Source organism: Brevibacillus sp. Leaf182, assembly GCF_001423865.2.
Classification (GTDB): domain Bacteria; phylum Bacillota; class Bacilli; order Brevibacillales; family Brevibacillaceae; genus Brevibacillus; species Brevibacillus brevis_C.
Window position 1 is genome coordinate 18,303 of record NZ_LMPN02000008.1, and the last position, 24,545, is coordinate 42,847.

Below are 24,545 nucleotides of genomic sequence, written 5' to 3' on the forward strand. Positions count from 1 at the left end.
TGATTGAGGAGGTTTTAATTTTGGACTATACACACTACAAAACTTCCCCTCTCGAAGAGTGGATCAACGAGATGTACTTTACACACTCGATCTATACACCTAACGACCTTGACATACACCGTATCGCTGAGGTGTTTGGTGGGGAAATCTTGTATCTACCAACAAGATCGCATGCTTATTGGGATGACGATGACACTGGAGAATTTTTGATTAGCCTTGATAGCCGTTTAGACAAACCTGTTCAACGATCCCATTTTTTTCATGAGCTTTGCCACCCACTCCGTCATGTTGGAAATCAGAAAGTGTTACCTAAAACATTTCGTGATCTTCAGGAAACACAAGCATCTCTGTTTCAGCAGTATGCTGCGATCCCTTTCTTTATGGTGCGGGAGCTTGAGGTGCCGTTGTATGAAAAGAATATCGTTAATTATTGGGCACATGTGTTCAATGTTACGGTTTCACTTGCCTTACGGCGTTATAATCAAATCAAAAGTCGAATCATTCAAGCAAAAAATGATCTTAAACTCCTTTCCTACCATCGAAGTTTGTATCAGAAAGCCGATCCGGCTAATAGGTGTAACGAAGCAAAAGAAATGTTCAGGGTAGCCATACAACGAAAAAAGGAAAAAGAGGTCGTTTATAAGTGAGTATGCGTATAGCTGGTTACATACGTGTAAGTACCGAAGAACAAGCTGAAAAAGGATTTTCTCTTGACGAGCAGCGCGATCGTCTGAATTCTTATTGTAAAGCAATGGGATGGCCTGCTCCTACTATCTACGAAGATGACGGATACTCCGCCAAAGATTTGCGTCGTCCCGAACTTGCTCGCCTGCTAAGTGATGTAAAGACGGAAAAATACACATTGATCATTACAACTAAATTAGACAGGCTCTCGCGCCGTCTGTTCGATATACTTTCAGTGATCGATTATTTAGAAAAACACAATTGTAGTTATGTATCTGCGTCTGAAGCATTTGATACGACAACCCCTGCCGGTCGGATGACGCTTCAAATGCTCGGTATGGTGGCAGAATTTGAGCGTGAGCGTATTTCTGAACGTGTCCGAGATAACATGCGATCAATCGCGAGGAAAGGCGAAAAGATCATTTCAAGGCCCTGCTTTGGTTACGAAGTGAAGAACGGCTCTTTAGAAATAAATCTGGAAGAATCACTAGCTGTTCACCAAATGGCAAGATGGGCATTGGAAGGACGTGGGGCATGGGAAATTGCGAAACGTCTTAACGAAAGAGGCATAACAACTAAGGATGGTAACCAGTGGCAAGATAGAGTTGTGCGTGAACTGTTAAAGCGAGAAACACTTGTTGGGGATTTTGTTTACAATCGTACATACCGGAAAGGCACACGGATTTTAACCCGTCCCGAGGAAGAATGGATTCGCATAGAAAACCACCACGAACCGATCTTGGATCGTGATACCTTTGATGCTATCCAAAAAATTTTCCAATCCCGCAAACAATCTGCAAGTAGATATGTCGACGAAACAAATTACCTCTTAACAGGACTACTTGTTTGCACTCATTGCGGCGGAAAGATGGTTGGACGCAAAGATTCGAAGCATGGGAAAAATATATACTTCCGCTATGTATGCAATACTTACATGAAAAAAGGTGGCTGCTACTTCCATCACCTTCTGCGTGATGACTTGGAATTTACTGTTATAGGTGAAATCAAAAAAATTGCAATTGCCGATCCAAATGATCTGGAAATAACCGTCGCTAAAACAAATTCGGAGAAGCGAGCTGACAAAGCTTCCATTCAAGATCGCCTTCGTAAATTGGATTTGAAAGCTCAAAGACAGATTGAAGCTTATGAGGATGATTTGATTACAGCTCATGATTTGAAAAAGGCCAAGGAAAGAATTGAAAAGGATCGACAACATTTGCTTGAGCAGCTAAAGGAAATGGAAAAATCGGAGCAGGAAAACGCTGGGGTTATCGTCCAACAGAAAGTGAAACGATTACTTGATGATGTATTGTCTCTCGACCGTATGAAATCTAAAAATGCAATTCGGCAACTCATTCATCATGTAAATATTTCGAATGCATCTGAAGTGGTAATTACCTGGTATGCTGATTAACTACTCGGATTGTAGGGAGACCGACGATCCCGCAAGAAGCACCCATCTATATACACTCCCTTATCATCATCCTGATATCCTTTTAAGTATATAGATTTGGTTTTCAGATTACAATTGTCTCCTTGTGGAAGCTTTTTTTACTTGTCTCCTCCTGTGCTCATCTTAGCTCCAGGTGGTGGGACAAAAAAAGAAATGCTAGACTAGACAAACAGAATCTGTTTGCTACGGTAATAAGGAAAGATAACGAGGTGACTACAAAAATGAAGCTCTTACTTCTCGGTGCCACTGGTCGTGTAGGAAGCCATATCCTCGACTATGCATTAAAAGATGGGCATGAAATAACCGTTCTCGTTCGCTCCGCAGACAAGCTTCTTCATCTGGCTGCTGAAAATCTGCACGTTTTGACCGGAAATGTTCTCGATCAAAAGGATGTTGCATCCGCCATGCGTGGAGTTGACGCGGTCATTAGCGCACTTGGGACAGATAAAGCGACGACGTTATCTGAAGGAACTCCCTATATTATTGAAGCAATGAAGCGAGAAGGCGTTTCACGCATTATTACGGTGGGCACCGCCGGCATCTTGAAAAGCAGGGTTTCTCCTGACCTGCTCCGCTATCAGTCCAGTGAGTCCAGACAAAAATTGACGCGTGCTGCCGAGGAACATCACAAGGTATACTCGCTCTTGGAACAGTCTGGGCTCGATTGGACCATTGTATGTCCGACTTATTTGCCTGATGGCGAGTATACGGGGATTTACCGGGTCGAAGCCCACCAGCTACCTGTAGATGGGATGCAAATTTCCGTGCCCGATACGGCCGAGTTTACGTATCAGCAGCTTTCTAGTTCCGAATACATACAGTCGCGAGTCGGCATTGCCTATTGATGCATACAGGAAAAAAACAGGCTCCTATCCGTCGTGGTAGGGAGCCTGTTTTGCTTCAGTCGTGTCTTTATTTCTCGTTTACCAGCTTTTCCAGCTCATTCAATGTCTCTTCGAAAATTTCCATGGCTTGCTCGATTGGCTGAGACGTGGACATGTCCACACCTGCTGCTTTTAGCACTTCGATTGGCGGAGCAGAGTTACCCGCTTCGAGGAAGTTTTTGCGAACTCGATCCACTGCTGGCTGACCTTCATCCATGATTTGCTTCGCTAATGCTTGTGCAGCGGCAAAGCTCGTCGAGTATTGATAGACGTAGTATTTATAGTTGTAGAAATGGCTCACACGTGCCCATTCCATACCGATTTCCTCATCGGAAACCATGTCTTTTCCGTAGTACTTTTTGTTGATGTCGAGGTAGATTTTCTTGATCGCTTCCGCATTCAGAGATTCCCCTGCTTGCTCCTTCTCGTGAATCGCTCTCTCAAATTCCGCGAACTGCGTCTGACGGAACAGCGTGGAACGGAAGTTTTCCAGATAGTGATTCAAGAGATACATCTTCTCTTCTTTTGTCTTCGCCTTCGCGTACATGCTCTTGAACAGCAAAGTTTCATTCATGGTAGAAGCCACTTCTGCCGTGAAGATTGGATAGTTGGACGAGATGTAAGGCTGGTTTTTGTTCGTGTAATAGGACTGCATGGCATGTCCCATCTCATGGGCGATGGTATACACATCATCGAGCGTACCTTGGTGATTCAACAGTACATATGGATGTGTATCATAAGCACCCCATTGGTAAGCACCCGTGCGCTTGTCATCAGTGGAGTAGACATCTACCCAGCCGCCATCCAGGCCGTCAGACATTGCCTTCACATAGTCATCACCCATTACCTGTAACCCGTCAACTACAATTTTCTTTCCTTCCTCGAAGGAAATATATTTGTCATCAGATGGAACGATCGGCACGTAAATGTCGTACATGTGCAATTCCTTCACGCCGAGCATTTTCTTTTTCAAGGAAATGTAGCGATGCAGCAATGGCAAATTGTCATTCACCGTGTCAATCAGCTCATCATACACTTTCGTTGGTACGTTGTTCGGTGTCAGGCTAGCTTCTAGCGCAGAATCGTAATTGCGTACCGCTGCGTAGAAATTGTCACCCTTTACTTTGGCAGCCAACGTCGATGCAAACGAGTCTTGGAAATCGATCAGAGCACCATAGTACGCCTTGAACGCTTCTCTACGCACATTTTGATCTTTACTTTCCATATAGGAAATAAAATTGGCACGAGTCAACTGAACTTCCTTGCCTGTCTCATCTTTGATTTTAGGGAACCTCACGTCTTTGGACAGCATGCTGTAAATATTAGTCGGTGCACCGCCCAACGGAGACGATTTTGCCAAGAGCTGTTCCATATCCGCGGAGAGTGAGTACGGCTTCGTTCTCAGCATGTCTTCAATAAACAGCTTATAAGGCTCCAGTTCCTTTTCGGACAGCAAGCTCTTTATTTTGTCATCGGAAATCGCAACGATTTCAGGCTGTACCCAAGAGGTTTTTTCCGTGACAAGCGTGTACATTTTCTCAGCGCGGTCTCCCAGCTTTTGCAGATCAGGATTCGCGGAGTTTACATCGAGAGACATGTTTGCGTACACGTATGCTTTGTCATTTAAACGCATCAATTCAACATAGTCATCGAATGCCGCCTGCATCGCAGCAGAAGATGTACCCAGCTTGCCTTGGTGCTTTGTGAAAGCGTTTGCCAAAGATTCAACTTTAGCAACATCCTTTTCCCATTCCTTAACAGTCGGATAAATATGATCCAGCTTCCACTTGTACGCATCTGGGATCTCAGCGCGAGTTTGATAAGAAGGCTTTTCAGCAGCAAGAGCTACCGCCTGCGTGCTGTAAGGAATGAATGGTACGGATACTGTCGACAATGCAATGGCCAAAGCCGTAACTGATGCAAATACTTGCTTCTTCAAATCTCAATCGCCCCTTTTCTTCTATCTATTTTTGCCAAATTTATAAGTGTGTAATTATATTTTCACCTGCCAAATTCCTTCTTACTAATAAAAATTTTTCAAATATTCAATAACAACCGTCAATTTATCCAGAGAAAATCACCTTTTGTGGATAAGTCTGTGGATAAGTATTTACTAACAACTTTTTATTCCCTGCAACGTTTGCAGACACTCCTTTTCTTTGTAAAAAGTTGTCCACATTTTCTGTGGATATGCTGTGCATAACTTATTTTCTTGGAACTGGGGCATCCGCCTATACCCCGTTGTGGGTTCCTACATAGCATGAGTATTGAAACTACGGTAGGAGGTGTTAGCAAGTGGGTATCTTTAATGGCTTCGACGATTTCGCGCTGATCTTGGTTCTGTTCATCCTTCTCGTTATCGTAGGTTGCGACTGCGACTAACCTACTCCGCTGCCATCCAGCCTATCTGAAGGTAAGCTTGCATCCTCGGCATCCTTACCTTCTCCAATTCCACATAGATCATAGCCAAGGCAATGTAGCCTAGGGATAATGATCAGTCATAACCTAAGTACCATCACCGGGAGATACATTTGATCGTACAAAAGGAAAAAAAGGAAAAAAGGATGCGCCTCTATTGGCTGCATCCTTTTTTTTACCCACATGCTTCGATTATTTCGACCCGGTCTGAAAAGTTATCCACTGCGCTTGATTTACATTACCTGCTGTGTCCTTTACCAGACCCGCAATGAGACTTACCTGATATCTCATATGTGGCTGCCATTTTCCTTTTGGCTTCACAGACAACATCCGCTTGCTTTTATTCCACGTAATGGTATGCGGAACGACAGCACCTTTTTCATCTGTCACACGAACTAATGGCCCGGCCGTTTTGCTGGAGAGGACACCACCACCAACCAAAGCAATCTCTTCTGCAAACTGGAGTGTCACTTTATCCTGGAGCTTTACATTTTTGGCCCCGTGACCGGGCAATATGACTGCTTGTGGAGCGATATTATCCACAGGTTTTTTCGTTTGAAACGTGCTGGTTAGCTCTGGATTCAAATTGCCTCGCCGATCCTTCACTTTTTTGGCCAACAAGCTTACTCGGTAGGACGCCCCTGCTTCCAGATTTCCTACCGGATCAATCGTCATGCTTCGATCTGTTTGGTTCCATTTTGCCGTAAAACGAACCTTCTTTTTTTTCGCATCCGTGAGCGAAATGATCGAAAGACCAGACTTGTCAGAGAGCTCTTGCCCACTTTTTAACGAAACCGGCCCCGAAAACGTCAGTGTAATGATTTGATCCGGGTCAATTTCCGCCGATTTGTCAGCCGGGGATATTCTCACTCCCCATTCGTTTGCCGACTTTGCCCACGCTCCCTGTGATGGAAGTAGGAAAAGCGCAAGCACTACTACCCATTGAAACCACCGAACACTCATCTTTTTCATCGAACCCCTCCCGTCTAAAACGACAAAGCCGCTTCCGGAAGCATATAAACGCGTCGCTTCATCGTTTACAGGCATTGTAGAAAAAGACAGATGGGTTGATCAAAGAAATATGGTCTATGCTTGCGGTTCTTCCTCCGCGCGAATCAGTATCTTTTTCAGCTTGCGTTCAAATTCTAGTCGCCCAATCATCACACTATGATCGCACCCCGTACATTTGATTCGCACATCCATGCCCATGCGTATGACCTTCCACGCATTCGTGCCACATGGATGTGGCTTTTTCATCTGTACGACATCCCCCAGTCCAAATTGCTTACGCTCCATTTCTCTTTCTCCTCTCTACACTGTTCCCTTTCCAGACACCGCGACGATTTTTGGATACGGAATTTGTATGCCTCGGTTGGTTAATTCCGTTCTGATCTTCGCACGCAAATTACGATTGACCCCGTGATGTGTGTTCGGCTTGCACTCAGCCGTAACCCGGATGATGACTTCGGAAGGTCCCAGTGCATGTACTCCCAAAATTTGCGGCTCAGCTACGATATCCGTCAATTCTGTTTGAGCCGATGCCAACACTTCTTTGAGCACAGACTCAACATGGTTCAGATCTTCTTCATACGCTACAGATACGTCAACAACTGCTAACGTGTTTTGCAAAGAAAAGTTGGTCACTTGATTAATCGTGCCGTTTGGAAAGATGTGCACCTCACCCGTCCAGCTTCGCACCTTTGTAATGCGCAGACCAATCTCCTGCACCGTGCCCGTCAAATTGTTGATCGTTACGACGTCTCCGACAGCAAATTGGTCCTCAAAAATAATGAAGAATCCCGTAATGATATCACGCACGAGACTCTGCGCCCCGAAACCAACTGCCAGCCCCAGTACCCCTGCGCTTACCAAAACAGGGCGCAAATCAATGCCCAACAGCTGCAAGATCATGAGAATCGCCAAAAAGTAAATGCCATACTGCACGACATTGTTGACAAGAACCCGCATCGTGTCTACTCGGCGTTGATCCATTTGAATCTTGCTTCCATGGCGGTGCTGGAACACTTTATTGACACCTGATTGCACTACGGAAACGACAATTCGCGATAACAGGATAATCGCTGCGATTTTCAGTACAGCCATCCCTATATTTACCCACATATCTGCATCGGTCACATACGCATATACTTGGGCATAAATTCTCTCAAAAAAACCAGCCTGATTCATTCCTCCCGCTCCTTCTGCTCCCCGTTTTGGTCGACCTCGCTATACTGGCCAAAAAACTGACGGAAGTATCCTCGTATTACCACTTGTTGCTCCATCATGATCGCTTTTGCTCGTGAGTAATCCGACAGTGGGAACTCAATGGAAAGGGCGCAGCCTGCCGTTATTTCTTTCGGCGTTGGTCTTGTATCGATCTCAATATCTTCGTACTCCAGCAGCATTTCTGCCCGCAAGGCTTGCTGCGTGGAATCAAACGCGATCAGAACTGTCTCTCCTCCCATTTCACTCCCCCTTATCTTTTTCACACAAACTGCTATAGGCTCCTCTTATTTTACCTGTTCGCTTTCATGCATGCCAGCCTCGCTGAGTTTTCAAAACCTACGTAACTTTCCCATTAGCAGGTATAAAAATGTCATATCGGTACGATACTGTGAATACTTTTATATAACCTTTTACAGGTTGGTTTAAGCCAAGTCGGCAAGAGTGGGGGTTTCCATGAGTACATCCGATAATCGCAAGGATTATTCTTTGCCACCTTTTAAAGTGGAATACCGCAGTGAAAACGCAGACGAGCACCTCGCCGGTCACCTTGCGCAGCGCTTTCGCTTAAATCGGTTCGATGACGACCTTGTCATTGTATGTATTGGGACAGACCGTTCTACTGGTGATGCTCTAGGCCCATTAGTAGGAACCAAGCTCATCGCACAGTCACCTCGTTTTTTGCAAGTGTACGGAACGCTTGAGGACCCTGTACACGCCATGAATCTTAAGGAAAAATTAGAGCTCATCCACGCGAATCATCCGACAGCTACACTCATTGCAGTCGATGCCTGTTTAGGTCAATTTAGCCACGTCGGAAACATCAATGTAATTAATGGTCCACTAAAACCAGGGGCTGGTGTAAAAAAAGAGCTGCCTCCTGTTGGTTGCTTCCACATTACCGGAATTGTCAACGTAGGAGGATTTATGGAGTATTTTGTCCTTCAAAATACCCGCCTCTCCATCGTCATGAACATGGCAGATATCATAGCTTCCGGACTGGCAAAAGCCGTAACACTGGCTTCTACGCCTAGTCGATTCGATAGTGTCTTATATGATTGACCGTTTTTCCCTGCAAAAGGTTCCATCCCTCTTTGGAAAACTTACTTTTCGATCTGTTCTCTCCCTTAACGGATGACAGGTCTATTTTTTTTATACAAAAATCGTCAAGCGCTTTTCGAGCACTTGGGCGCTGATCGGCGTTGGTGCTACGCTTTCTCCATCTGCATGGACAGGCAGTTGCCCTGCTGCTTGTATCGTTACCTGCTTGCCCCTATAAAAACGGACACCCGGATGATGACGGTGAGCTCCTGTGAATATTTTCGGAAAAGCAGCTAACAATCCGAGTCGACTCATACCACCTACTACGCAAATGTCCGCAATGCCGTCGTCCGGTTTAGCATCGGGACAAATCAGCATTCCTCCTCCGTAATTCGGAATATTGGCAGCAACAACTAGCCAAACAGCCTCTAAACGAGCCTCATGACCATCAACGTTCAGGACGATGTCACGTGGCTGATACGTACGTACGACGCGAATCACCGATATAATGTAGGCGAGCGCTCCTAGCTTGTACCGATTCAGCCAAGCTTTGTACACAGCTTGATCCGTTATCTTTGCTACCTGTGCATCGAATCCGGCTCCGATTGAATTCACAGCTACTTTTCCATTCAATAAAATCAGATCGATTCGCTTTTCCCCTTTTTCCGACAGAATTCGCTCTAATGCCTGTAACGGTTTCATCGGAATTCCATGCCCGCGAGCGAAATCATTCCCGGAACCAGCCGGCACCAATCCAAATCTGCATGCTTGATTCGATTCGTATATTCCGTTTATCACGCCTCGGACCGTTCCATCCCCTCCGACAGCAATGATTTTTTTTACTCCCTCTTTTTGAATCAGCTCTTTTGATAATTTTTCGGCGTCCCCCTCTCCTGATGTCAACCTGACATGAAAAGACGCTCCTAGACGTCGTAGCGTCGGCTCAATTTGCCTCCATACTTTCACCCCTGTTCCATTGCCCGATACAGGATTGACGATTATACCAAACATCATCTTTCTCTCCCCAACATGCTGTCGTACTTGTACTGTCCCGTCCCACTTACCCATACCTGCTTGCAAATCAAGTTTTTGTATCATATTATCGCATGCTATTTTTGTCGATGATAGTTGATTTTTCATAAAAAAAGACTCCTCCCGAAGGAAGAGCCTCTGTGCTACCTATGAAAACAGCTTTGAAATCCAATCGATAAAGGGAACTCCGACTGCTGCGATCACTAATGCTGGCATCATGTTGGCTACCCTTATCTGTTTGATCTCCAAAACGTTTAATCCAATGGCAATAATCATCAAGCCACCTACCGCCGTTACTTCTACCAGGATCGCATTCAGCATCGTTTCGCTCACTACACTGTAAATGCTCGTAGATAATAACGCAATCATGCCTTGATATAAAAACACGGGCACTGCCGAAAAGATGACACCGATTCCTAGCGTTGATGCGAAAATAATCGCAGAGAATCCGTCTAGCATTGCTTTCATAAACAGTACTTCGTGATTGTTACGCAAACCACTGTCCAATGAACCTAGTACAGCCATGGCTCCAATACAGTACACCAGCGTCCCCGTGATAAAACCAGTGGCGATACTGCCTTGGCTCCCCCCAACTTTCCTCTCCAGCCAGTGCCCCAGATTGTTTAGACCTTTTTCAATCCCAATCCATTCACCTAGTACTGTTCCTAGCACAATACTGATAATCACGAGTAAAAAATTATCCGAACCCAGGCACATTTTAATACCCAATACGAATACAGCCAGAGCAATTCCTTGCATGACGGTTTGTCGCATCGACTCCGGAATTCGCTTCAACATTCTGCCTAACAATGCCCCTAAGATGATTGCTCCGGCGTTGACCAATGTTCCCAGCAAGATCACTTGCGCTGTCCCCCTACAGATGCCTTGCCCTTACACAAACGCTGCTGCTATTTCCCGAACAGCGTTATGAAGCGCTTCTACATCTTTCTCTGAGTTGAAAATTCCAAAGCTGGCTCGAACCGCTCCACGTTGTTCGGTACCCACAGTCTGATGACCCAGTGGCGTGCAATGAAAACCCGATCTGGTCGCAATCCCGTATTGTTGATCCAGGATAAACGACACCTCTGCTGCATCTACCTCTCCGATATTAAAAGCAACCACGCCTACACGTTCGGTCTCAAGCCCCGGTCCGTAGACATGTACTCCCTCGATTTGCTGCAACCCAATGATCGCTTGCTTCACCAATTCCCATTCGTGCTGACGAATGTTGTCCACACCTTTTTCCATGACAAAATCAACGCCTGCTTGCAGCCCTGCCAAACCAACCGTATTGAGTGTCCCGCTTTCGTATCGGTCTGGACGAGTTGTTGGTTGATCGATCGCTTCAGACTGACTGCCTGTCCCCCCATGAATCAAGGGCTCGAGATCAATATGACTGCTCACGTACAAACCACCTGTACCTTGTGGACCATACAGCCCTTTGTGCCCAGGAAAAGCAAGCATATCAATATTCATTGCCTCTACATCGATAGGCAAAACACCCGCAGACTGAGAAGCATCCACCAAAAACGTAATTCCATGCTCTTTTGCCAGCTTTCCCAGTTCGGCTACAGGCAGGATGACACCTGTCAGATTGGAAGCATGACTCACAGCGATTAACCGTGTCGCGGGCGTAATTGCCTTGGCAAAATCCTCTACATAGAATTGATGGTCTTCTCTCGGCTCTATAAAAGTAGCTTCTACTTGGTTGTTTTTGCGCATGTACTCAATGGGACGTCTTACCGAATTATGCTCAACAGACGAAGAAATAACATGATCGCCTGCTTGTAAGAATCCTTTTATCGCCTGATTAAGCGCTTGAGTGGCATTGAGATAAAAAAAGAGGTTATTCGGGTTTTGAATCCCAAACAACCGCGACACTTGCACCCGTGTCCGAAACACAGCTTTACTCGCTTTCATCGCCAGTGCATGTCCACCTCGGCCAGGATTTGCAGCAAAATCCTCGATGACCTCTGCCATCATTTCTTTGACTGCTGGTGGCTTCGGCCATGTAGAAGCTGCGTTATCTAAATAGATGATCGCCATGACTACCTCCTGGACTTACTTCTCTATATTCAACATCTCGATGATTCGCTCCAAGTCTTCCTGTGAATAGAAGTCAATTTCGATCTTGCCGCGCTTTGTTCCTTTTTTAATCTTGACCGCTGTTCCAAAACGACTGCGTAGCCGTTCCTCCATCTCGATCAAAACTGGCTCGTTTTTCGTTGGCTTTTTCTTTTTTGTTTCACGTGAAACATTGAGCTGCTTCACAAGCTCTTCCAATTGACGAACACTCAAGCCTTTTTCCACCACGTCATTTGCAAGCTGTTGTTGTACTTTCTTATCCGTTACCCCAAGCAAAGCTCGCGAATGTCCCATAGATAGTTCCGCTGCCGAAACCATTTTTCGGATCTTCTCTGGAAGTTGCAGCAAACGCAGCATGTTGGCTACATGCGGTCGACTCTTCCCTATCTTTTGTGCTAGTTGTTCTTGCGTATAATCATGGTGGGAAATCAGCTTGTCGTAAGCCTCGGCCTCTTCGAGAGGATTCAGATTTTCCCGTTGCAGATTCTCAATCAGGGCAATCTCCATTAATTGCTGATCGGTGTACGCCTTTACTACTACCGGAACCTCTTTTAACCCCGCTACCTTTGCAGCGCGCAATCGTCTTTCCCCAGCTACCAGCTCGTAACCTTTGATGCTTTTCCGAACAATTAACGGTTGGATGATCCCATGCTCTTTGATCGACTGTGCTAGTTCCTCGATAGCTGATTGCTCGAATTCTTTCCGGGGCTGATAAGGGTTAGGACGAATCTCATTGATGGAAACCTCTTTTACCTGTTCCCCTTCTTCGATGAGATTGGAAGTAATAAGCGCATTCAGCCCTTTTCCCAAGCCTCTACTCATACCCCTACCACTTCCTTCGCCAAATCAGTATAGACTTCCGCTCCTCGTGAGCGTGGATCGTACGTAATGATGGCTTGTCCGTGTGACGGTGCTTCGCTCAAGCGAACATTTCGAGGAATAATTGTCTTGTATACTTTATCCTGAAAATACTTTTTCACTTCTTCAATCACTTGCAATCCGAGATTCGTACGTGCATCGAGCATCGTCAGCACGACACCTTCGATGGCAAGCTGTGAATTCAAGTGTTTTTGGACCAAACGAATGGTGTTCAACAGTTGGCTTAATCCCTCTAGCGCATAGTACTCACACTGGATTGGGATTAAGACGGAATCAGATGCTGTCAAAGAATTAACAGTCAAAATCCCTAAGGATGGCGGGCAATCAATGATGACATAATCGTACTTGTCCTTGACTACTTCCAGCGCCTTTTTCAGACGAACCTCACGAGAAATCGTAGGAACCAACTCGATTTCCGCACCTGCCAATTGGATGGTGGCAGGAATAATCATTAATCCTTCAATTTCAGTTGGCAAAGTCGCATCGACAGGGTTGATATCATTGATCAGGACATCATAAATGCAGTACTTAACATCTGCCTTATTTACCCCGATTCCACTGGTTGCATTTCCTTGCGGATCAATATCAACCAGCAGCACCTTTTTCCCCAATGCGGCCAAACAAGCGCTTAGATTGACGGACGTAGTCGTTTTTCCGACGCCGCCTTTCTGGTTCGCAACCGCAATGATTTTTCCCAACTTCTCCACCTCTTTTTTGTCGTGTAGGAAAGCTTGTGGCTTGACCAGTACACTCTCCAGTACGTCTTTCAAAGTCATCTTCTGTATCCTCATCTAGTTAGTCATTCGAGTCTATTTACGGTTTGCTCGTATTCTTGTAAAACGATGATCTTTTATACGATTTCCTTCATTCGCTGCCATTTAGCAACCTTTACATGGCCTGTACATGATAAGACGAAAAAGTCTCTACAAAGTTATCCTCATTTATTATCGAGTAAACCTGCAAGTATGCACAAGTTGGTACTCTCCATGTTATCAGATTTGCAGCTTGGTCGTACGCTGTTTTTTTTAGACAGTGGGACAAAAAAGCCTTATTTTTGTCCCAAAAATGCAGATTATCCCAGATTGTTATGAAAAATGATTATTTCTGGAAATTAAACGCTACCGAAAGCCTCATTTTCCTATAAATAATCAACATTTGCCCAAAAAGAAAGGCGACCTTGTCGCCCTTTTTGTTACCATCTTTTATTTCCCTGTATCCTTGTTTTTCGGAATACGAATGGTGAATTGATAGAATTCATCAAGGTCTTCTTCCGCTGTCTCTACAGGTAAGCCCGTCTGGATCACCATATCGATCGATTGTCGAACGGTATTAATCGCAATCCGCGTATCTCTTGAAAATGCTTTCCAACGAGGCTTCGCATCTTTTTCCGATTTCGGGTTCTCAGCCAATTCTAGAAGCTGCTTCACGCGCACTTCCGTCTGTTTCACATTCCATTCCCGCTCCAAAATCTCCAGCAGGACTTTATTTTGTAATTCTGGATCTTTTAACGGAATCAAAGCCCTTGCATGACGCTCTGTTACTTGTCTGGACAATAATGCATCTTGAATTTCTTGTGGTAAATGGAGCAAGCGCAGTTTGTTTGCGATTGTCGATTGTCCTTTGCCTAAACGTTGAGCAAGACTCTCTTGCGTCAAATTATGCAAATCAATCAGCTTTTGATATGCGACTGCCTCTTCAATGGCTGTCAAACCTTCTCGTTGCAAATTCTCAATCAATGCGATAGAGGCTGTTTGCGAGTCATTAAACTCTTTGACAATCGCAGGAATCCTCTCCATGCCCAATTTTCTAGTTGCGCGCAAACGTCGCTCCCCAGCAATCAATTCATAACGACCATCGCGAACCCGCACGACAATCGGTTGAATGAGCCCATGAGTTCGTATCGTTTGACACAACTCATCAATTTTCTCGTCATCAAATACAGTACGAGGCTGATATGGATTCGGTACAATCTCCTCAACTGGTATTTGTTTGATTTCTTCATTATCTGTCTTGTCCGTCAAGCCAAAAATCCGAGAAAATGAATCTTTAACTGCCATAGAAAAATCCCCCACTTCTACCCGTTCCATCCGTGCTATTTTAAAGTCTTTGAAGAGGTGTTCAAAAAGTCATTTTTGATCACGAAGTATTCCTGAAAGATTGCACAACAACGAAAGTGTTCACCTTGGAAATCCCGGTGCTCATGTAGCTCCTCTACATTCCGCTCCTCCTTTTTCAGCTTCTTGCCGCCTTCTTGGTGCTGAAAAGACAACTTTTTGAATACGTCCTAGAAACTGAAAAAGGTCCTGTCCAATCAACGACAGAATCTCCCTCGAAACATTTTGTATCCCTCGCCCATCCATTGTCCGGATATGACAGATTGAATATGTTCTTTGATTGTTGCTGCTAAGGAAAAATGGCATATTAGCGTCGTAAGTGAGTCTAGTCCTACTCTTTTTACATAGGTCCTCCTCTTACATCGTTAAAGACAGCATGCATCTACTTTTAAAAAAGCTTCACAAGCCCTATAGTACATACTGCTTAACAGACTCTTCTTGCCCATCCGGTCGGTTTGTAAAATTGCCTTTGACCTAATCTTCTTTTCCTACACGCTTTCTTCAGGTTCATTTATATATATGTAATTCTGCAAGATTCGTCCAATTCCTGCTAACGAAAAACGTTTCACGTGAAACATCAATTATGATCTTCGACATAAAAATCGTGATCGTCACGGTGCTTTGGCCTCTCATCACTTCCGATACTCTCATCAGTAGGATGTGAAATCTTGGTGACAGAAAACAATCGAGGAAAAAGTCTATGAAAGTCTAATGTCAGGTACGAAAAAATCGCGGCAACGATCGCAGCGACATACATCCCTGCACTGAACATTAGACCAATCGCTGAAGCAACCCACATCCCTGCTGCTGTCGTCAAGCCTTTCACCGTATCATTGAATTTGATAATAGCTCCGGCTCCCAAAAATCCCATGCCCGTTACGACTTGTGCAGCTACCCTCCCTGGATCATGATTTACGCCACTCGAAGAAAAACCATATAAAAACTCCTATCGAAGTCTATTCATGGAGGAGCGACCGCGTTTTTGTGGAAAGTTTTACCGAGGTTATGCCAGATGCGGACGCTGAGGTACCTTGTTATGCGCTCCAAAAAGTTTAAACTTTCTTTCACGTTAAATGGAAGCTAGTCCAAAAAGACATGAACCAAAGCAAACGAGACTATACGTTCGAAAACCAGCACCTCTTTGCCTACTCACGTCCTTTATAAATCTCTCTCGCTCCCATCCCATGATGGCACCTGCTAGAAAAGCATGAAAAAGCCGAAGCAATATGGTCGGGAGCTCTGGCGGAAAAAAGGAGGAAAGTACTGCTGCTTGCATAGTCTAATAACCTCTCATACGATGTCATTCTTTCGAAGGAGCTAGTACTATGTATATGCCAAGTTGTAGACTCCATGATCCAAGAAGCTAACCTGAGAGACTACTTTCAATTCAAAAAAAGGCCGCAGCACGTGGCTACGACCCTCTCTTATGACTGACTCCTACACTAACGGCTTTTTCGCAGGAACTCCTGCCTTGCGCGGATAGCTTTTCGGAGTCGCTTCTATTTTTTCCATGATGACGATGTTACGCTCTCCCGCTTCCTCTAGAAGCTGGAATGTCTCGACCTTTCTCGTCTTTCCACCAAGCGTCTTGATTGCCTTTTTCGCTTCAGCAAGCTCTGGAGTAATCTCCGCTCCCTTGAGAGCGACGAAGTGTCCTCCGACTTTGGCAAAAGGAAGGCAGAACTCCGATAACAGATTGAGTCTCGCAACAGCACGTGCCACTACGAGATCAAATTTTTCCCGATAAACCGCTTCTTGCCCACGATCCTCAGCACGCCCATGTACGGGATTCACGTTCTCCAGACCCAGCTCCTGTGCTACATGCTGCAAAAAGCTCATACGCTTGTTCAGGGAATCAATGATCGTCATTTTCAGATGTGGGAAGCAAATTTTCAAAGGAATGCTCGGAAAGCCTGCGCCCCCACCGATATCTACAACTGATTGCACCTGGTCAAATGGGAAGTAAAAAGCTGGCGTAATCGAATCATAAAAATGCTTGTTGTACACTTGCCCCTCTTCGGTAATTCCCGTTAGATTCATTTTCTCATTCCATTCGACTAGCAGGCGGAAAAAATGATCAAACTGATCCTTTTGACGATCCGTCAAAGAAATCCCCTGGGCTGCAAGTACCTCGGCAAACTGTTCTTTCGTCATAGCTTTTCTCCTTACTCGGCTACTCCCACGCGTTTGTACTCCAGATATACCATCAACACGGAAATGTCTGCTGGAGTAACTCCTGCGATACGAGCCGCCTGCCCGATATTCAACGGACGAATTTTGGTCATATTGTCGCGGGATTCCTTGGACAAACCGGAGATTTGGTGGTAGTCAATATCCGTTGGGATGCGGCGCTCCTCCATTTTTTTCATCCGCTCTACTTGTTGCAATGACTTTTTGATGTAGCCATCGTATTTAATCTGGATTTCAACCTGTTCGGTCACATCCTCGGGCAGTGCTTCTGGTGCAGGGACCATTTGAGCAATGTGGCTGTAGTTGATTTCCGGACGACGCAGCAGTTGAGCCAGCTCGATGACATCTGTCAGTTCAGGAGAGCCTGCGTTGCGCAAAACCTCTTGGACATGTGCCATTTCAGGACGTACGCGTGTGTTTGCCACACGTTCTTTTTCTTGCTCGATCAGCTCGCGTTTTTGATTAAATCTCTTGTAGCGCTCTTCGCTAATCAGACCAATTTCATGGCCGATATCCGTCAGGCGCAAGTCCGCATTGTCATGACGCAGCAGCAACCGGTATTCTGCACGAGAAGTAAGCAAACGATAAGGCTCATGCGTTCCTTTCGTAACAAGGTCGTCAATCAAGACACCGATGTACGCCTCTTCTCGTCCCAAAATAACGGGTGGTTTCCCTTGTACGCGGCGAGCTGCGTTAATTCCTGCCATGAGACCTTGACCCGCTGCTTCCTCATAACCAGAGGTACCATTGATTTGTCCTGCTGTGAACAAGCCAGGCAAGGTTTTGGTTTCCAAAGAAGGCCAGAGCTGCGTCGGCACGATCGAATCATACTCAATCGCATAACCAGGGCGCATCATTTTGACTTCTTCCATTCCAGCCATGGAGCGCAGCATGGAAAGCTGAACATCCTCCGGCAAGCTGGTTGACAAGCCCTGCACATACATTTCTTCGGTATTGCGTCCTTCTGGCTCCAAGAAAATTTGGTGACGCGGCTTATCGTTAAAACGAACTACCTTATCTTCAATCGAAGGGCAATAACGCGGGCCTGTTCCTTCGATCATTCCCGAATACATCGGTGCACGATGCAGATTGCTATTGATAAGTCCATGCGTTTCTTCATTTGTATAGGTCAGCCAGCAAGGAAGCTGATCCATAATAAATTCCGTTGTTTCATAAGAAAAAGCACGCGGTACCGGATCACCAGGCTGAATCTCCATTTTGGAGAAATCCACGCTGCTGCTATGAACACGTGGAGGCGTCCCTGTCTTGAAGCGTGTCATTTCAAAACCGAGTTCCTTCAAATGATGTGCCAGACGAATGGACGGACGCATGTTGTTCGGTCCACTTTCGTATTGGAGATCTCCGAGGATGATCTTTCCGCGCAAATAGGTTCCAGTCGTCAATACAACGGATTTAGCCATGTATCGCGCACCAGTTTGCGTAATAACCCCTTCACAGACTCCATCGTTCACGATCAGCTCTTCCACCATCGCTTGACGCAGGATCAAATTCGGAGTATTTTCAATCGTTTTCTTCATTTCATGCTGATACGCAAATTTGTCTGCTTGCGCGCGCAAAGCATGCACAGCAGGTCCTTTACCTGTATTCAGCATCCGCATCTGGATATGAGTTTTATCGGTATTGCGTCCCATTTCTCCACCAAGCGCGTCCAATTCGCGTACGACGTGGCCTTTTGCCGGACCACCTACGGAAGGATTACATGGCATGTACGCCACAGCATCCAGGTTGATCGTCAACAGTAATGTACTGCAGCCCATACGTGCAGCCGCCAAAGCCGCTTCCGCACCGGCATGACCCGCACCAATGACAATGACGTCAAACGAGCCAGCTTCATATGCAGGTACAACGTTCATTTTTTGTCCTCCTCTATCACTTACCCAGACAGAACTGGGAGAAAATCTGGTCAATCAAATCTTCGCCGACGCTTTCTCCGATGACTTCTCCAAGCAGCTCCCACGACTTTTTAATGTCGATCTGAATCATGTCTACTGGCATGAAATCATCGATTCCACCAAGCGCTTCATCTATGGCTCGTTCTGCCTGACGAAGCAGTTGAATATGTCTCGCGTTACTCACGTAGGTCAGGTCATCCTGCTGCACACGGCCACTGAAGAAAATCTCCCCAATAGCCTGCTCCAGAAGATCGATCCCCGTTTCCTCACGCGCAGACGTCATAATCAACGGCTGCTGAGGGAAATGACGCTTGATCTCTTCCAAATCCACTTTTTGCGGCAGGTCAAATTTATTAACAATCACAATCACATGAAACCCTTTTGCTGCTTCAAAAATCGCATAATCATCAGCGGAGAGAGGCTCATTGTAATTGATCACGAGCAACACGAGGTCAGCCTTTTGCAGCAGTTGTCTGGACTTCTCTACCCCGATTTTCTCCACGATGTCCTCTGTATCGCGGATTCCTGCAGTATCGATGAGTCGCAAAGGAACCCCGCGCACATTGACATACTCTTCGATGACATCGCGTGTCGTTCCCGCAACGTCAGTCACAATCGCCTTTTCCTCTTGGACCAGACTATTTAATAGAGAGGATTTCCCTACATTCGGACGTCCAATAATCGCGGTCGACAAGCCTTCACGCAAAATTTTCCCTTGCTGTGCGGTCTGCAACAGTCGTTGGATTTCACCTTTAACCTCCAGGCACTTTCCTCGCAAGAAATTTTGTGTAAACTCCTCAACGTCATGCTCTGGATAGTCCAGTGTTACTTCTATATGGGCCATCGCTTCAATCAAGTTTTGGCGTAGCTGCCGAATGAGCCTGGACAGCTTCCCTTCTACTTGATTCAATGCGACCTTCATCGCTCTGTCTGTTTTCGCCCGGATCAAATCAATGACGGCCTCGGCCTGAGACAAATCGACACGTCCGTTTAAGAACGCACGCTTTGTGAACTCACCTGGCTCCGCCAATCTTGCTCCATTATCCAAGATTAACTCCAGAACTTTCTCAACGGAAACGATTCCTCCGTGACAGTTTACCTCAACTACATCCTCCCTCGTAAATGTACGAGGAGCCTTCATTACGGAAACCAGTACCTCTTCCACTCGTTCACCTGTGTTTGGCTCATACAAGTGCCCATAATGGATCGTATGGCTATCCACAGTGGACAACCGCTGCTTTCCTTTATATATCTTATCCACAACTTCGATCGCTTCCGTACCGCTTACTCGGATCACGGCAATACCGCCTTCACCCATCGGTGTAGCGACCGCCGCTATTGTATCGAATTTCATGCTGTTCACCTCAAGCTTTCCACTCTTACAAGTCAGCCACTAACTTACTAGCATAACAGATCGTCTAGAAAAATTCCAAAAGAAAGTGCAGCCAATCCGTCTGACTAAACACCTAATAGGAAAAAGCAACCCTATCTCCAAGGCTGCTGTCCATTTTGGTTATCCACAGTATAATCATTTTCGCAAATCCTCAACCATTTGGTCAATTATCCACAGTGGACAACTTTTTGAAGAGATTGTTCAAAATGTCGTCGCTTGCTCACTTGAATTCAGGCAAAAAAAAGAAGCCTAGCGAGAGGCTTCTTTCGGTGCAATCACGATATAACGATTTGGCTCGTCTCCTTCACTGAAGGTAACCACATCCGCTCTCTTTTGCAAAAAGGCGTGGATTACTTTCCGTTCCGCAGCAGACATTGGTTCTAGACGTACATCCCGTTTGGTCGATAACGCTTTTTTCGCCACACGATCTGCGAGCTGCTCCAATGTTTCCTTGCGACGTAGCCTGTAATTCTCGGCATCCAGAGTGATACGTACATGTTTGTCCGCATGACGGTTCGCTACGACGTTTACGAGATACTGTAATGAATCAAGAGTTTGTCCCCTGCGGCCAATAATGATTCCCAGATTGGTTCCCTGGATGTCAAACAGCATGCCCTCTTCATTTGTACGCGTCTCCACTTTGGCATTCACCTTCATGTTCGACAAAACGTCTTGAAGAAAGTCACGTCCCTGTGCAACCGGATCAAAGTGAAATTCTACTTGCACTTTAGCGTCCTTTGCCCCAATCAGTCCAAACAATCCTCTGCTTGGTTCCTCTAGAATTTGGATCGTTGCCCGCTCACGCGGCACTCCCAATTCCAGCAAAGCTTTTTGCACAGCATCGTCGATCGTTTTTGCCGTAGCTACCACCTTTTTCACTTGGAGGCTCCCCCCTTAGGAGTAGGCATATTACCTTTATCACGATACAGGAAGTAAGTTTGTACAATGGTAAACAGGTTACCGTATACCCAGTACAGAGACAGCGCTGATGGCAATGTAACGGCAATCGCCAAAATCATCAGCGGCATCATGATGATCATCATTTGCATTTGTGGATTTCCTTGTGTTGCCTGACCCATCATCTTGGATTGCAGGTACGTCGTAATCGCAGCAATGATTGGCAAGATGTAGTACGGGTCCTTTTGTCCCAACGTCAGCCACAAGAACGTTTGCGAGTTAATCTCGGTTGTACGAATGATCGCATGGTAGAACGCGATCAAAATCGGCATTTGTACCAACATTGGCAAGCATCCAGCCAACGGATTGACACCGCTCTTCTGGAACATAGCCATTGTTTCCGCTTGCGCCTTTTGTGGATCATTTTTGTACTTTTCACGGATCTTTTGCATCTCCGGTTGAATCTCTTGCATTTTCTTGGAGCTCTTGATTTGCTTGACCATCAATGGAAGCACAATGATTCGAATGATGATCGTTGCAACCAGGATACCCAGACCGTAGTTGTTTCCGAGTATCAATGCGCTCTCTTTAATTAGCCAGGACAGTGGATAGACAAAATACTTGTCCCAAATGCCGGTTGCGTCAGGGCCAATTGGTGCAGCAGCTTGGGGGTTACAGCCCGACAAAACTAGAACCAGCATAGTCAGCATAAGAATGCTGAGTGTACGTCTACTCAAGGGTGATCCTCCTTTTCCCCGCTTCAATTGAGGTAATCTTATTTGTGCTGATCCGGGACTGGATCATACCCGCCCGGGTGGAACGGATGGCATTTCAAGATGCGGCGAAGGGCCAACCATCCTCCCCTCCACGCTCCAAATCGACGAATCGACTCGATTGCATAGTGAGAACAGGTGGGCGCGAATCTGCATGAAGGTGGTTTATACGGAGAAATCATCAGTTGGTATCCCCGAATCAACCAAACCATGATCTTCACCATCATCGTTTCACCCTCTTTTTCCATCTCTTTTTCCATTATGTACGGGTGCCTGTTTGATCACTTTGGCTCGCTTCATCACATGTAACAGAGATTGCTCAATGGCTTCAAGCGTCATCGCTTCCACACCCGGACGGGCGATGATGACGAGATCGAGACCGACTGGAATATCAGACTCCATTCGAGCTACTGCTTCGCGTATAAGCCGCTTGACTCTATTGCGGACAACAGCATTGCCAATTTTTTTACTGACGGAAATTCCAGCGCGAAAAGCTGCTTGTCCCTCTTGCTTTGCTGAATACAAGACAAACTGCTTATTAGCAGCAGAACTTCCTCGTTGAAACACAGCTTGGAATTGCTCATTTTTTTTGAGCCGGTGTGAACGATGCAAGGTAAACAACCCCTAACATCACAATTATAGTAGAAAACGTACACAGCATCTACCAGTATATCCTTGTTTCGTCCACTTTTTTCCCCTAAGTATACTCGGTTTAGAACAAAATCAAAAATTCAGTGGAAAAATGCATGCGATTAGCCAAGCTCTGCTATGATTTCTGCACTGGCATAGCGCAAGTCAGAGAGCATTTGCTCATCTGCTTGGAAAAAGCCCAATTTGGGAAGGGACAAGGAAAGCTTGACAGGCAGCTTTGCCCAATGATTCTCCAGCCATTCATCAGAATCCACGCTATGATATAGCCAGATCGCCTCTGAAAATAATAAAAACCCGGCCATATCAAGCTGACTTCTCTCCTGCAATCTCTGAACCTTCCTCTTTACTAACCAATCATTTTCAGTCGCCAGAGCAAACTCGATCCCCTCATTTATTGACCGTAGGTGAGCCCGATAGTCCGTCAATAGCATGAGCGCATCCTGTACATCTTGATTACTCATGTATGTCTCCTGAAAAAAGCAACCGATACCATCTGAACATCTTGCTTTCTGAACCACCTGATACAACTGTGCATCACTCAATGAATGCCCCTGGAAGACAGCACTCATTTGCAGCGCCCCGATCCATCCTGCCCAAGCAGCCAAATAAGCGGAGTAAGGAAAGCCTTCCATTAAGGCAGCCTGCGCCTCTTCGTGGAACGAATCTACCTCCGCTTTTGCCTGTGCAAACATTTTCGCTTTTCCAGCCGGGGAATCCATATAGGCGCACATGTCGTTCATCCAGGAAGTGAAACGATCCCCTGGGTCCAGTACAACCTTCGCTTCCTTTAAGAAACGCCATGCCCACGGATTCTCGTATACTTCTTCATCTGTAGGAGCAGATTGAACCTGCAACTGTATCACATGCCCTTTAAACAGACGATTTTCGCAGGAAGGATCACCTTCTCCCTCCACAAAGATGTGTAAATCGAGGTCGCTATATGCGTCCGCTTCTCCCCTCCCGACAGATCCACCAGCATAGGCACATACCAGGCTGGCGAGAGGCCATTCATCCAGAAACTCGCGCGCCAACGATACAAAAAAGTCGGTGAAGTCCTTGCTTTGCTCCATCGGCCCCCTCCTGTCTCTTCAATAAAATAGTAGGATTTTCGGTAGCTAGGTAACGATTACCCCTCAAAAGGTTCCCACATCGGAGAAAGCCTTCCTCTTTTTATAAGAACAAAGAATTTTCAGACATACGTAGACAAACAAAAAGGCCACTGAAAGTGTGGCCTAAGCGGAAAGAACTTTTCTACCTCTTTGACGACGAGCAGCCAAAATTTTACGGCCATTTTTTGTGCTCATGCGCTTACGGAATCCATGATCCTTTTTGCGCTTGCGGTTGTTAGGGTTGAAAGATGGTTTCATTACGTATACACCTCCGTCTTGCAAGACATTCTTTTGCATTATAAGAACATATGCCTAAAAAGTCAAGTGACAGTGGAAATTCATTACCAAGGCAAATATCCCCATAAAACTATTTCCCAGACCTGTGGATATCATTTTATCCACAAAAACAGGTTTCGACAAGTTTATCTACAGCTTGTACACAAAATATAGGGATGTGAATATGTGGCAAGTACCAGAAGTTGTGTTTGTGGATAAGTATGAAAAAACCATTGATACCATGCCTTATATCTGTTATTATGTTTTTGTTTTGAAGCGTGAATAACTCCGATACGTAAATCGGTTTTTCCACAGGGTGTGGATAAGTTTGTGGACAGATTCTTTCCTATGTGTATGTCGTTACTCACAGGATTGAGGATAACCGTCTGCTTTTTTTCACTTCTACGAGCGGAATCCCTATATTTCGACTTTTTTTATCCACAGTCGCTCCAAACGGCTGTGTTGACAATTAAGTCACAACATAGCAGGTTTTTGCACTTTTTCTCGATCATTATGGATCGGTGTTTCAT

General features: G+C 45.6%; 27 protein-coding genes. 5 read left to right on the forward strand and 22 right to left on the reverse strand.

What is annotated here, in order from left to right; all coding sequences use genetic code 11:
• Positions 1-20 precede the first annotated feature (20 nt).
• The 3 genes from ASG16_RS00600 (at position 21) to ASG16_RS00610 (ending at position 2,982) form a co-directional block, all read left to right on the forward strand.
• Positions 21-647, forward strand: coding sequence for an ImmA/IrrE family metallo-endopeptidase (locus ASG16_RS00600; protein ID WP_056495766.1), 627 nt, complete (start codon positions 21-23; stop codon positions 645-647).
• Positions 648-649: 2 nt separating this feature from the next.
• Positions 650-2,098, forward strand: coding sequence for a recombinase family protein (locus ASG16_RS00605; protein WP_241970665.1), 1,449 nt, complete (start codon positions 650-652; stop codon positions 2,096-2,098).
• Between the two features lie 260 nt (positions 2,099-2,358).
• Positions 2,359-2,982 carry an NAD(P)-dependent oxidoreductase gene (locus ASG16_RS00610; RefSeq protein ID WP_056495760.1) on the forward strand — a complete coding sequence of 208 codons (624 nt, stop codon included), beginning with the start codon at positions 2,359-2,361 and terminating at the stop codon, positions 2,980-2,982.
• A 67-nt stretch (positions 2,983-3,049) separates the two neighbouring features.
• On the opposite strand, the gene pepF is transcribed toward ASG16_RS00610, so the two are convergent.
• On the reverse strand, positions 3,050-4,960 hold the full coding sequence (gene pepF / locus ASG16_RS00615) for an oligoendopeptidase F (RefSeq protein WP_056495757.1): 1,911 nt from the start codon (positions 4,958-4,960) through the stop codon (positions 3,050-3,052).
• A gap of 356 nt (positions 4,961-5,316) precedes the next feature.
• On the opposite strand from pepF, the gene ASG16_RS00620 reads away from it, so the two are divergent.
• Positions 5,317-5,403, forward strand: a complete 87-nt coding sequence (locus ASG16_RS00620; protein WP_017246824.1) for a YjcZ family sporulation protein — start codon at positions 5,317-5,319, stop codon at positions 5,401-5,403.
• 228 nt (positions 5,404-5,631) lie between these two features.
• Here ASG16_RS00620 and ASG16_RS00625 read toward each other — a convergent pair whose 3' ends face one another.
• The 4 genes from ASG16_RS00625 to ASG16_RS00640 all read right to left on the reverse strand — a co-directional run bounded on the left by ASG16_RS00625 (position 5,632) and on the right by ASG16_RS00640 (position 7,904).
• Complete coding sequence (locus tag ASG16_RS00625; RefSeq protein WP_056495754.1) at positions 5,632-6,411, reverse strand: Ig-like domain-containing domain; 780 nt, start codon at positions 6,409-6,411, stop codon at positions 5,632-5,634.
• Between the two features lie 114 nt (positions 6,412-6,525).
• Positions 6,526-6,735: a DUF951 domain-containing protein gene (locus ASG16_RS00630; protein ID WP_007720174.1), complete on the reverse strand. Its 210-nt coding sequence runs from the start codon at positions 6,733-6,735 to the stop codon at positions 6,526-6,528.
• 15 nt (positions 6,736-6,750) lie between these two features.
• The gene (locus ASG16_RS00635; protein WP_056495751.1) at positions 6,751-7,626 is read right to left on the reverse strand and encodes a mechanosensitive ion channel family protein; all 876 of its coding nucleotides are present in this window, start codon (positions 7,624-7,626) and stop codon (positions 6,751-6,753) included.
• Positions 7,623-7,904, reverse strand: coding sequence for a putative Se/S carrier protein (locus ASG16_RS00640; protein WP_056495748.1), 282 nt, complete (start codon positions 7,902-7,904; stop codon positions 7,623-7,625). The genes ASG16_RS00635 and ASG16_RS00640 overlap by 4 nt, the downstream gene beginning before the upstream one ends.
• A 214-nt stretch (positions 7,905-8,118) precedes the next feature.
• Here ASG16_RS00640 and yyaC point away from each other — a divergent pair, with 214 nt between their 5' ends.
• On the forward strand, positions 8,119-8,724 hold the full coding sequence (gene yyaC / locus ASG16_RS00645) for a spore protease YyaC (RefSeq protein WP_048035477.1): 606 nt from the start codon (positions 8,119-8,121) through the stop codon (positions 8,722-8,724).
• Between the two features lie 90 nt (positions 8,725-8,814).
• On the opposite strand, the gene ASG16_RS00650 is transcribed toward yyaC, so the two are convergent.
• The 17 genes from ASG16_RS00650 to rpmH form a co-directional block, all read right to left on the reverse strand.
• Positions 8,815-9,714 (reverse strand): diacylglycerol/lipid kinase family protein, encoded by a 900-nt coding sequence (locus tag ASG16_RS00650; RefSeq protein WP_056495880.1) that lies wholly within the window; start codon positions 9,712-9,714, stop codon positions 8,815-8,817.
• A gap of 168 nt (positions 9,715-9,882) precedes the next feature.
• Positions 9,883-10,596, reverse strand: coding sequence for a DUF554 domain-containing protein (locus tag ASG16_RS00655; protein WP_056495745.1), 714 nt, complete (start codon positions 10,594-10,596; stop codon positions 9,883-9,885).
• Between the two features lie 30 nt (positions 10,597-10,626).
• Positions 10,627-11,781 carry an aminotransferase class V-fold PLP-dependent enzyme gene (locus ASG16_RS00660; RefSeq protein ID WP_056495742.1) on the reverse strand — a complete coding sequence of 385 codons (1,155 nt, stop codon included), beginning with the start codon at positions 11,779-11,781 and terminating at the stop codon, positions 10,627-10,629.
• 15 nt (positions 11,782-11,796) lie between these two features.
• A complete protein-coding gene (locus ASG16_RS00665; protein WP_056495739.1) occupies positions 11,797-12,642 on the reverse strand; it encodes a ParB/RepB/Spo0J family partition protein in 846 nt (281 codons plus the stop codon).
• Positions 12,639-13,397: a ParA family protein gene (locus tag ASG16_RS00670; RefSeq protein WP_015894094.1), complete on the reverse strand. Its 759-nt coding sequence runs from the start codon at positions 13,395-13,397 to the stop codon at positions 12,639-12,641. The genes ASG16_RS00665 and ASG16_RS00670 overlap by 4 nt, the downstream gene beginning before the upstream one ends.
• A 504-nt stretch (positions 13,398-13,901) precedes the next feature.
• Positions 13,902-14,756, reverse strand: a complete 855-nt coding sequence (noc, locus tag ASG16_RS00675; RefSeq protein WP_048035481.1) for a nucleoid occlusion protein — start codon at positions 14,754-14,756, stop codon at positions 13,902-13,904.
• Positions 14,757-15,390: 634 nt separating this feature from the next.
• Positions 15,391-15,684, reverse strand: a complete 294-nt coding sequence (locus ASG16_RS00685) for an MgtC/SapB family protein (RefSeq protein WP_241970663.1) — start codon at positions 15,682-15,684, stop codon at positions 15,391-15,393.
• A 198-nt stretch (positions 15,685-15,882) separates the two neighbouring features.
• Entirely contained in the window at positions 15,883-16,089 is a 207-nt protein-coding gene (locus ASG16_RS31470; RefSeq protein ID WP_255412968.1) for an MgtC/SapB family protein, read from the reverse strand.
• 161 nt (positions 16,090-16,250) lie between these two features.
• Positions 16,251-16,967 carry a 16S rRNA (guanine(527)-N(7))-methyltransferase RsmG gene (rsmG, locus tag ASG16_RS00695; protein WP_048035483.1) on the reverse strand — a complete coding sequence of 239 codons (717 nt, stop codon included), beginning with the start codon at positions 16,965-16,967 and terminating at the stop codon, positions 16,251-16,253.
• A gap of 11 nt (positions 16,968-16,978) precedes the next feature.
• Complete coding sequence (mnmG, locus tag ASG16_RS00700; protein ID WP_056495732.1) at positions 16,979-18,877, reverse strand: tRNA uridine-5-carboxymethylaminomethyl(34) synthesis enzyme MnmG; 1,899 nt, start codon at positions 18,875-18,877, stop codon at positions 16,979-16,981.
• Between the two features lie 16 nt (positions 18,878-18,893).
• A complete protein-coding gene (gene mnmE / locus ASG16_RS00705) occupies positions 18,894-20,270 on the reverse strand; it encodes a tRNA uridine-5-carboxymethylaminomethyl(34) synthesis GTPase MnmE (RefSeq protein WP_056495729.1) in 1,377 nt (458 codons plus the stop codon).
• Between the two features lie 288 nt (positions 20,271-20,558).
• Positions 20,559-21,188 carry an RNA-binding cell elongation regulator Jag/EloR gene (gene jag / locus ASG16_RS00710; protein WP_056495726.1) on the reverse strand — a complete coding sequence of 210 codons (630 nt, stop codon included), beginning with the start codon at positions 21,186-21,188 and terminating at the stop codon, positions 20,559-20,561.
• Entirely contained in the window at positions 21,185-21,943 is a 759-nt protein-coding gene (yidC, locus tag ASG16_RS00715) for a membrane protein insertase YidC (RefSeq protein ID WP_056495723.1), read from the reverse strand. Before yidC ends, jag begins: the two co-directional genes overlap by 4 nt.
• A 38-nt stretch (positions 21,944-21,981) precedes the next feature.
• Complete coding sequence (gene yidD / locus ASG16_RS00720; RefSeq protein ID WP_205669431.1) at positions 21,982-22,206, reverse strand: membrane protein insertion efficiency factor YidD; 225 nt, start codon at positions 22,204-22,206, stop codon at positions 21,982-21,984.
• Between the two features lie 4 nt (positions 22,207-22,210).
• Positions 22,211-22,591, reverse strand: coding sequence for a ribonuclease P protein component (gene rnpA, locus ASG16_RS00725; RefSeq protein WP_015894104.1), 381 nt, complete (start codon positions 22,589-22,591; stop codon positions 22,211-22,213).
• A 140-nt stretch (positions 22,592-22,731) separates the two neighbouring features.
• Positions 22,732-23,700, reverse strand: coding sequence for a nucleotidyltransferase family protein (locus ASG16_RS00730; RefSeq protein WP_056495718.1), 969 nt, complete (start codon positions 23,698-23,700; stop codon positions 22,732-22,734).
• Positions 23,701-23,862: 162 nt separating this feature from the next.
• Positions 23,863-23,997, reverse strand: coding sequence for a 50S ribosomal protein L34 (gene rpmH / locus ASG16_RS00735; protein WP_007720125.1), 135 nt, complete (start codon positions 23,995-23,997; stop codon positions 23,863-23,865).
• Between the last annotated feature and the right edge of the window lie 548 nt (positions 23,998-24,545).

Excerpts from the sequence above, each read along its gene's own strand:
- ASG16_RS00605 (WP_241970665.1), top strand. The coding sequence starts at position 650 with ATGCGTATAGCTGGTTACATACGTGTAAGTACCGAAGAACAAGCTGAA.
- ASG16_RS00610 (WP_056495760.1), top strand. The coding sequence starts at position 2,359 with ATGAAGCTCTTACTTCTCGGTGCCACTGGTCGTGTAGGAAGCCATATC.
- ASG16_RS00625 (WP_056495754.1), bottom strand. The coding sequence starts at position 6,411 with ATGAAAAAGATGAGTGTTCGGTGGTTTCAATGGGTAGTAGTGCTTGCG.
- ASG16_RS00630 (WP_007720174.1), bottom strand. The coding sequence starts at position 6,735 with ATGGAGCGTAAGCAATTTGGACTGGGGGATGTCGTACAGATGAAAAAG.
- ASG16_RS00635 (WP_056495751.1), bottom strand. The coding sequence starts at position 7,626 with ATGAATCAGGCTGGTTTTTTTGAGAGAATTTATGCCCAAGTATATGCG.
- ASG16_RS00640 (WP_056495748.1), bottom strand. The coding sequence starts at position 7,904 with ATGGGAGGAGAGACAGTTCTGATCGCGTTTGATTCCACGCAGCAAGCC.
- yyaC (WP_048035477.1), top strand. The coding sequence starts at position 8,119 with ATGAGTACATCCGATAATCGCAAGGATTATTCTTTGCCACCTTTTAAA.
- ASG16_RS00650 (WP_056495880.1), bottom strand. The coding sequence starts at position 9,714 with ATGTTTGGTATAATCGTCAATCCTGTATCGGGCAATGGAACAGGGGTG.
- ASG16_RS00660 (WP_056495742.1), bottom strand. The coding sequence starts at position 11,781 with ATGGCGATCATCTATTTAGATAACGCAGCTTCTACATGGCCGAAGCCA.
- ASG16_RS00665 (WP_056495739.1), bottom strand. The coding sequence starts at position 12,642 with ATGAGTAGAGGCTTGGGAAAAGGGCTGAATGCGCTTATTACTTCCAAT.
- noc (WP_048035481.1), bottom strand. The coding sequence starts at position 14,756 with ATGGCAGTTAAAGATTCATTTTCTCGGATTTTTGGCTTGACGGACAAG.
- ASG16_RS00685 (WP_241970663.1), bottom strand. The coding sequence starts at position 15,684 with ATGGGATTTTTGGGAGCCGGAGCTATTATCAAATTCAATGATACGGTG.
- ASG16_RS31470 (WP_255412968.1), bottom strand. The coding sequence starts at position 16,089 with ATGCAAGCAGCAGTACTTTCCTCCTTTTTTCCGCCAGAGCTCCCGACC.
- rsmG (WP_048035483.1), bottom strand. The coding sequence starts at position 16,967 with ATGACGAAAGAACAGTTTGCCGAGGTACTTGCAGCCCAGGGGATTTCT.
- mnmG (WP_056495732.1), bottom strand. The coding sequence starts at position 18,877 with ATGAACGTTGTACCTGCATATGAAGCTGGCTCGTTTGACGTCATTGTC.
- mnmE (WP_056495729.1), bottom strand. The coding sequence starts at position 20,270 with ATGAAATTCGATACAATAGCGGCGGTCGCTACACCGATGGGTGAAGGC.
- yidD (WP_205669431.1), bottom strand. The coding sequence starts at position 22,206 with ATGATGGTGAAGATCATGGTTTGGTTGATTCGGGGATACCAACTGATG.
- ASG16_RS00730 (WP_056495718.1), bottom strand. The coding sequence starts at position 23,700 with ATGGAGCAAAGCAAGGACTTCACCGACTTTTTTGTATCGTTGGCGCGC.
- rpmH (WP_007720125.1), bottom strand. The coding sequence starts at position 23,997 with ATGAAACCATCTTTCAACCCTAACAACCGCAAGCGCAAAAAGGATCAT.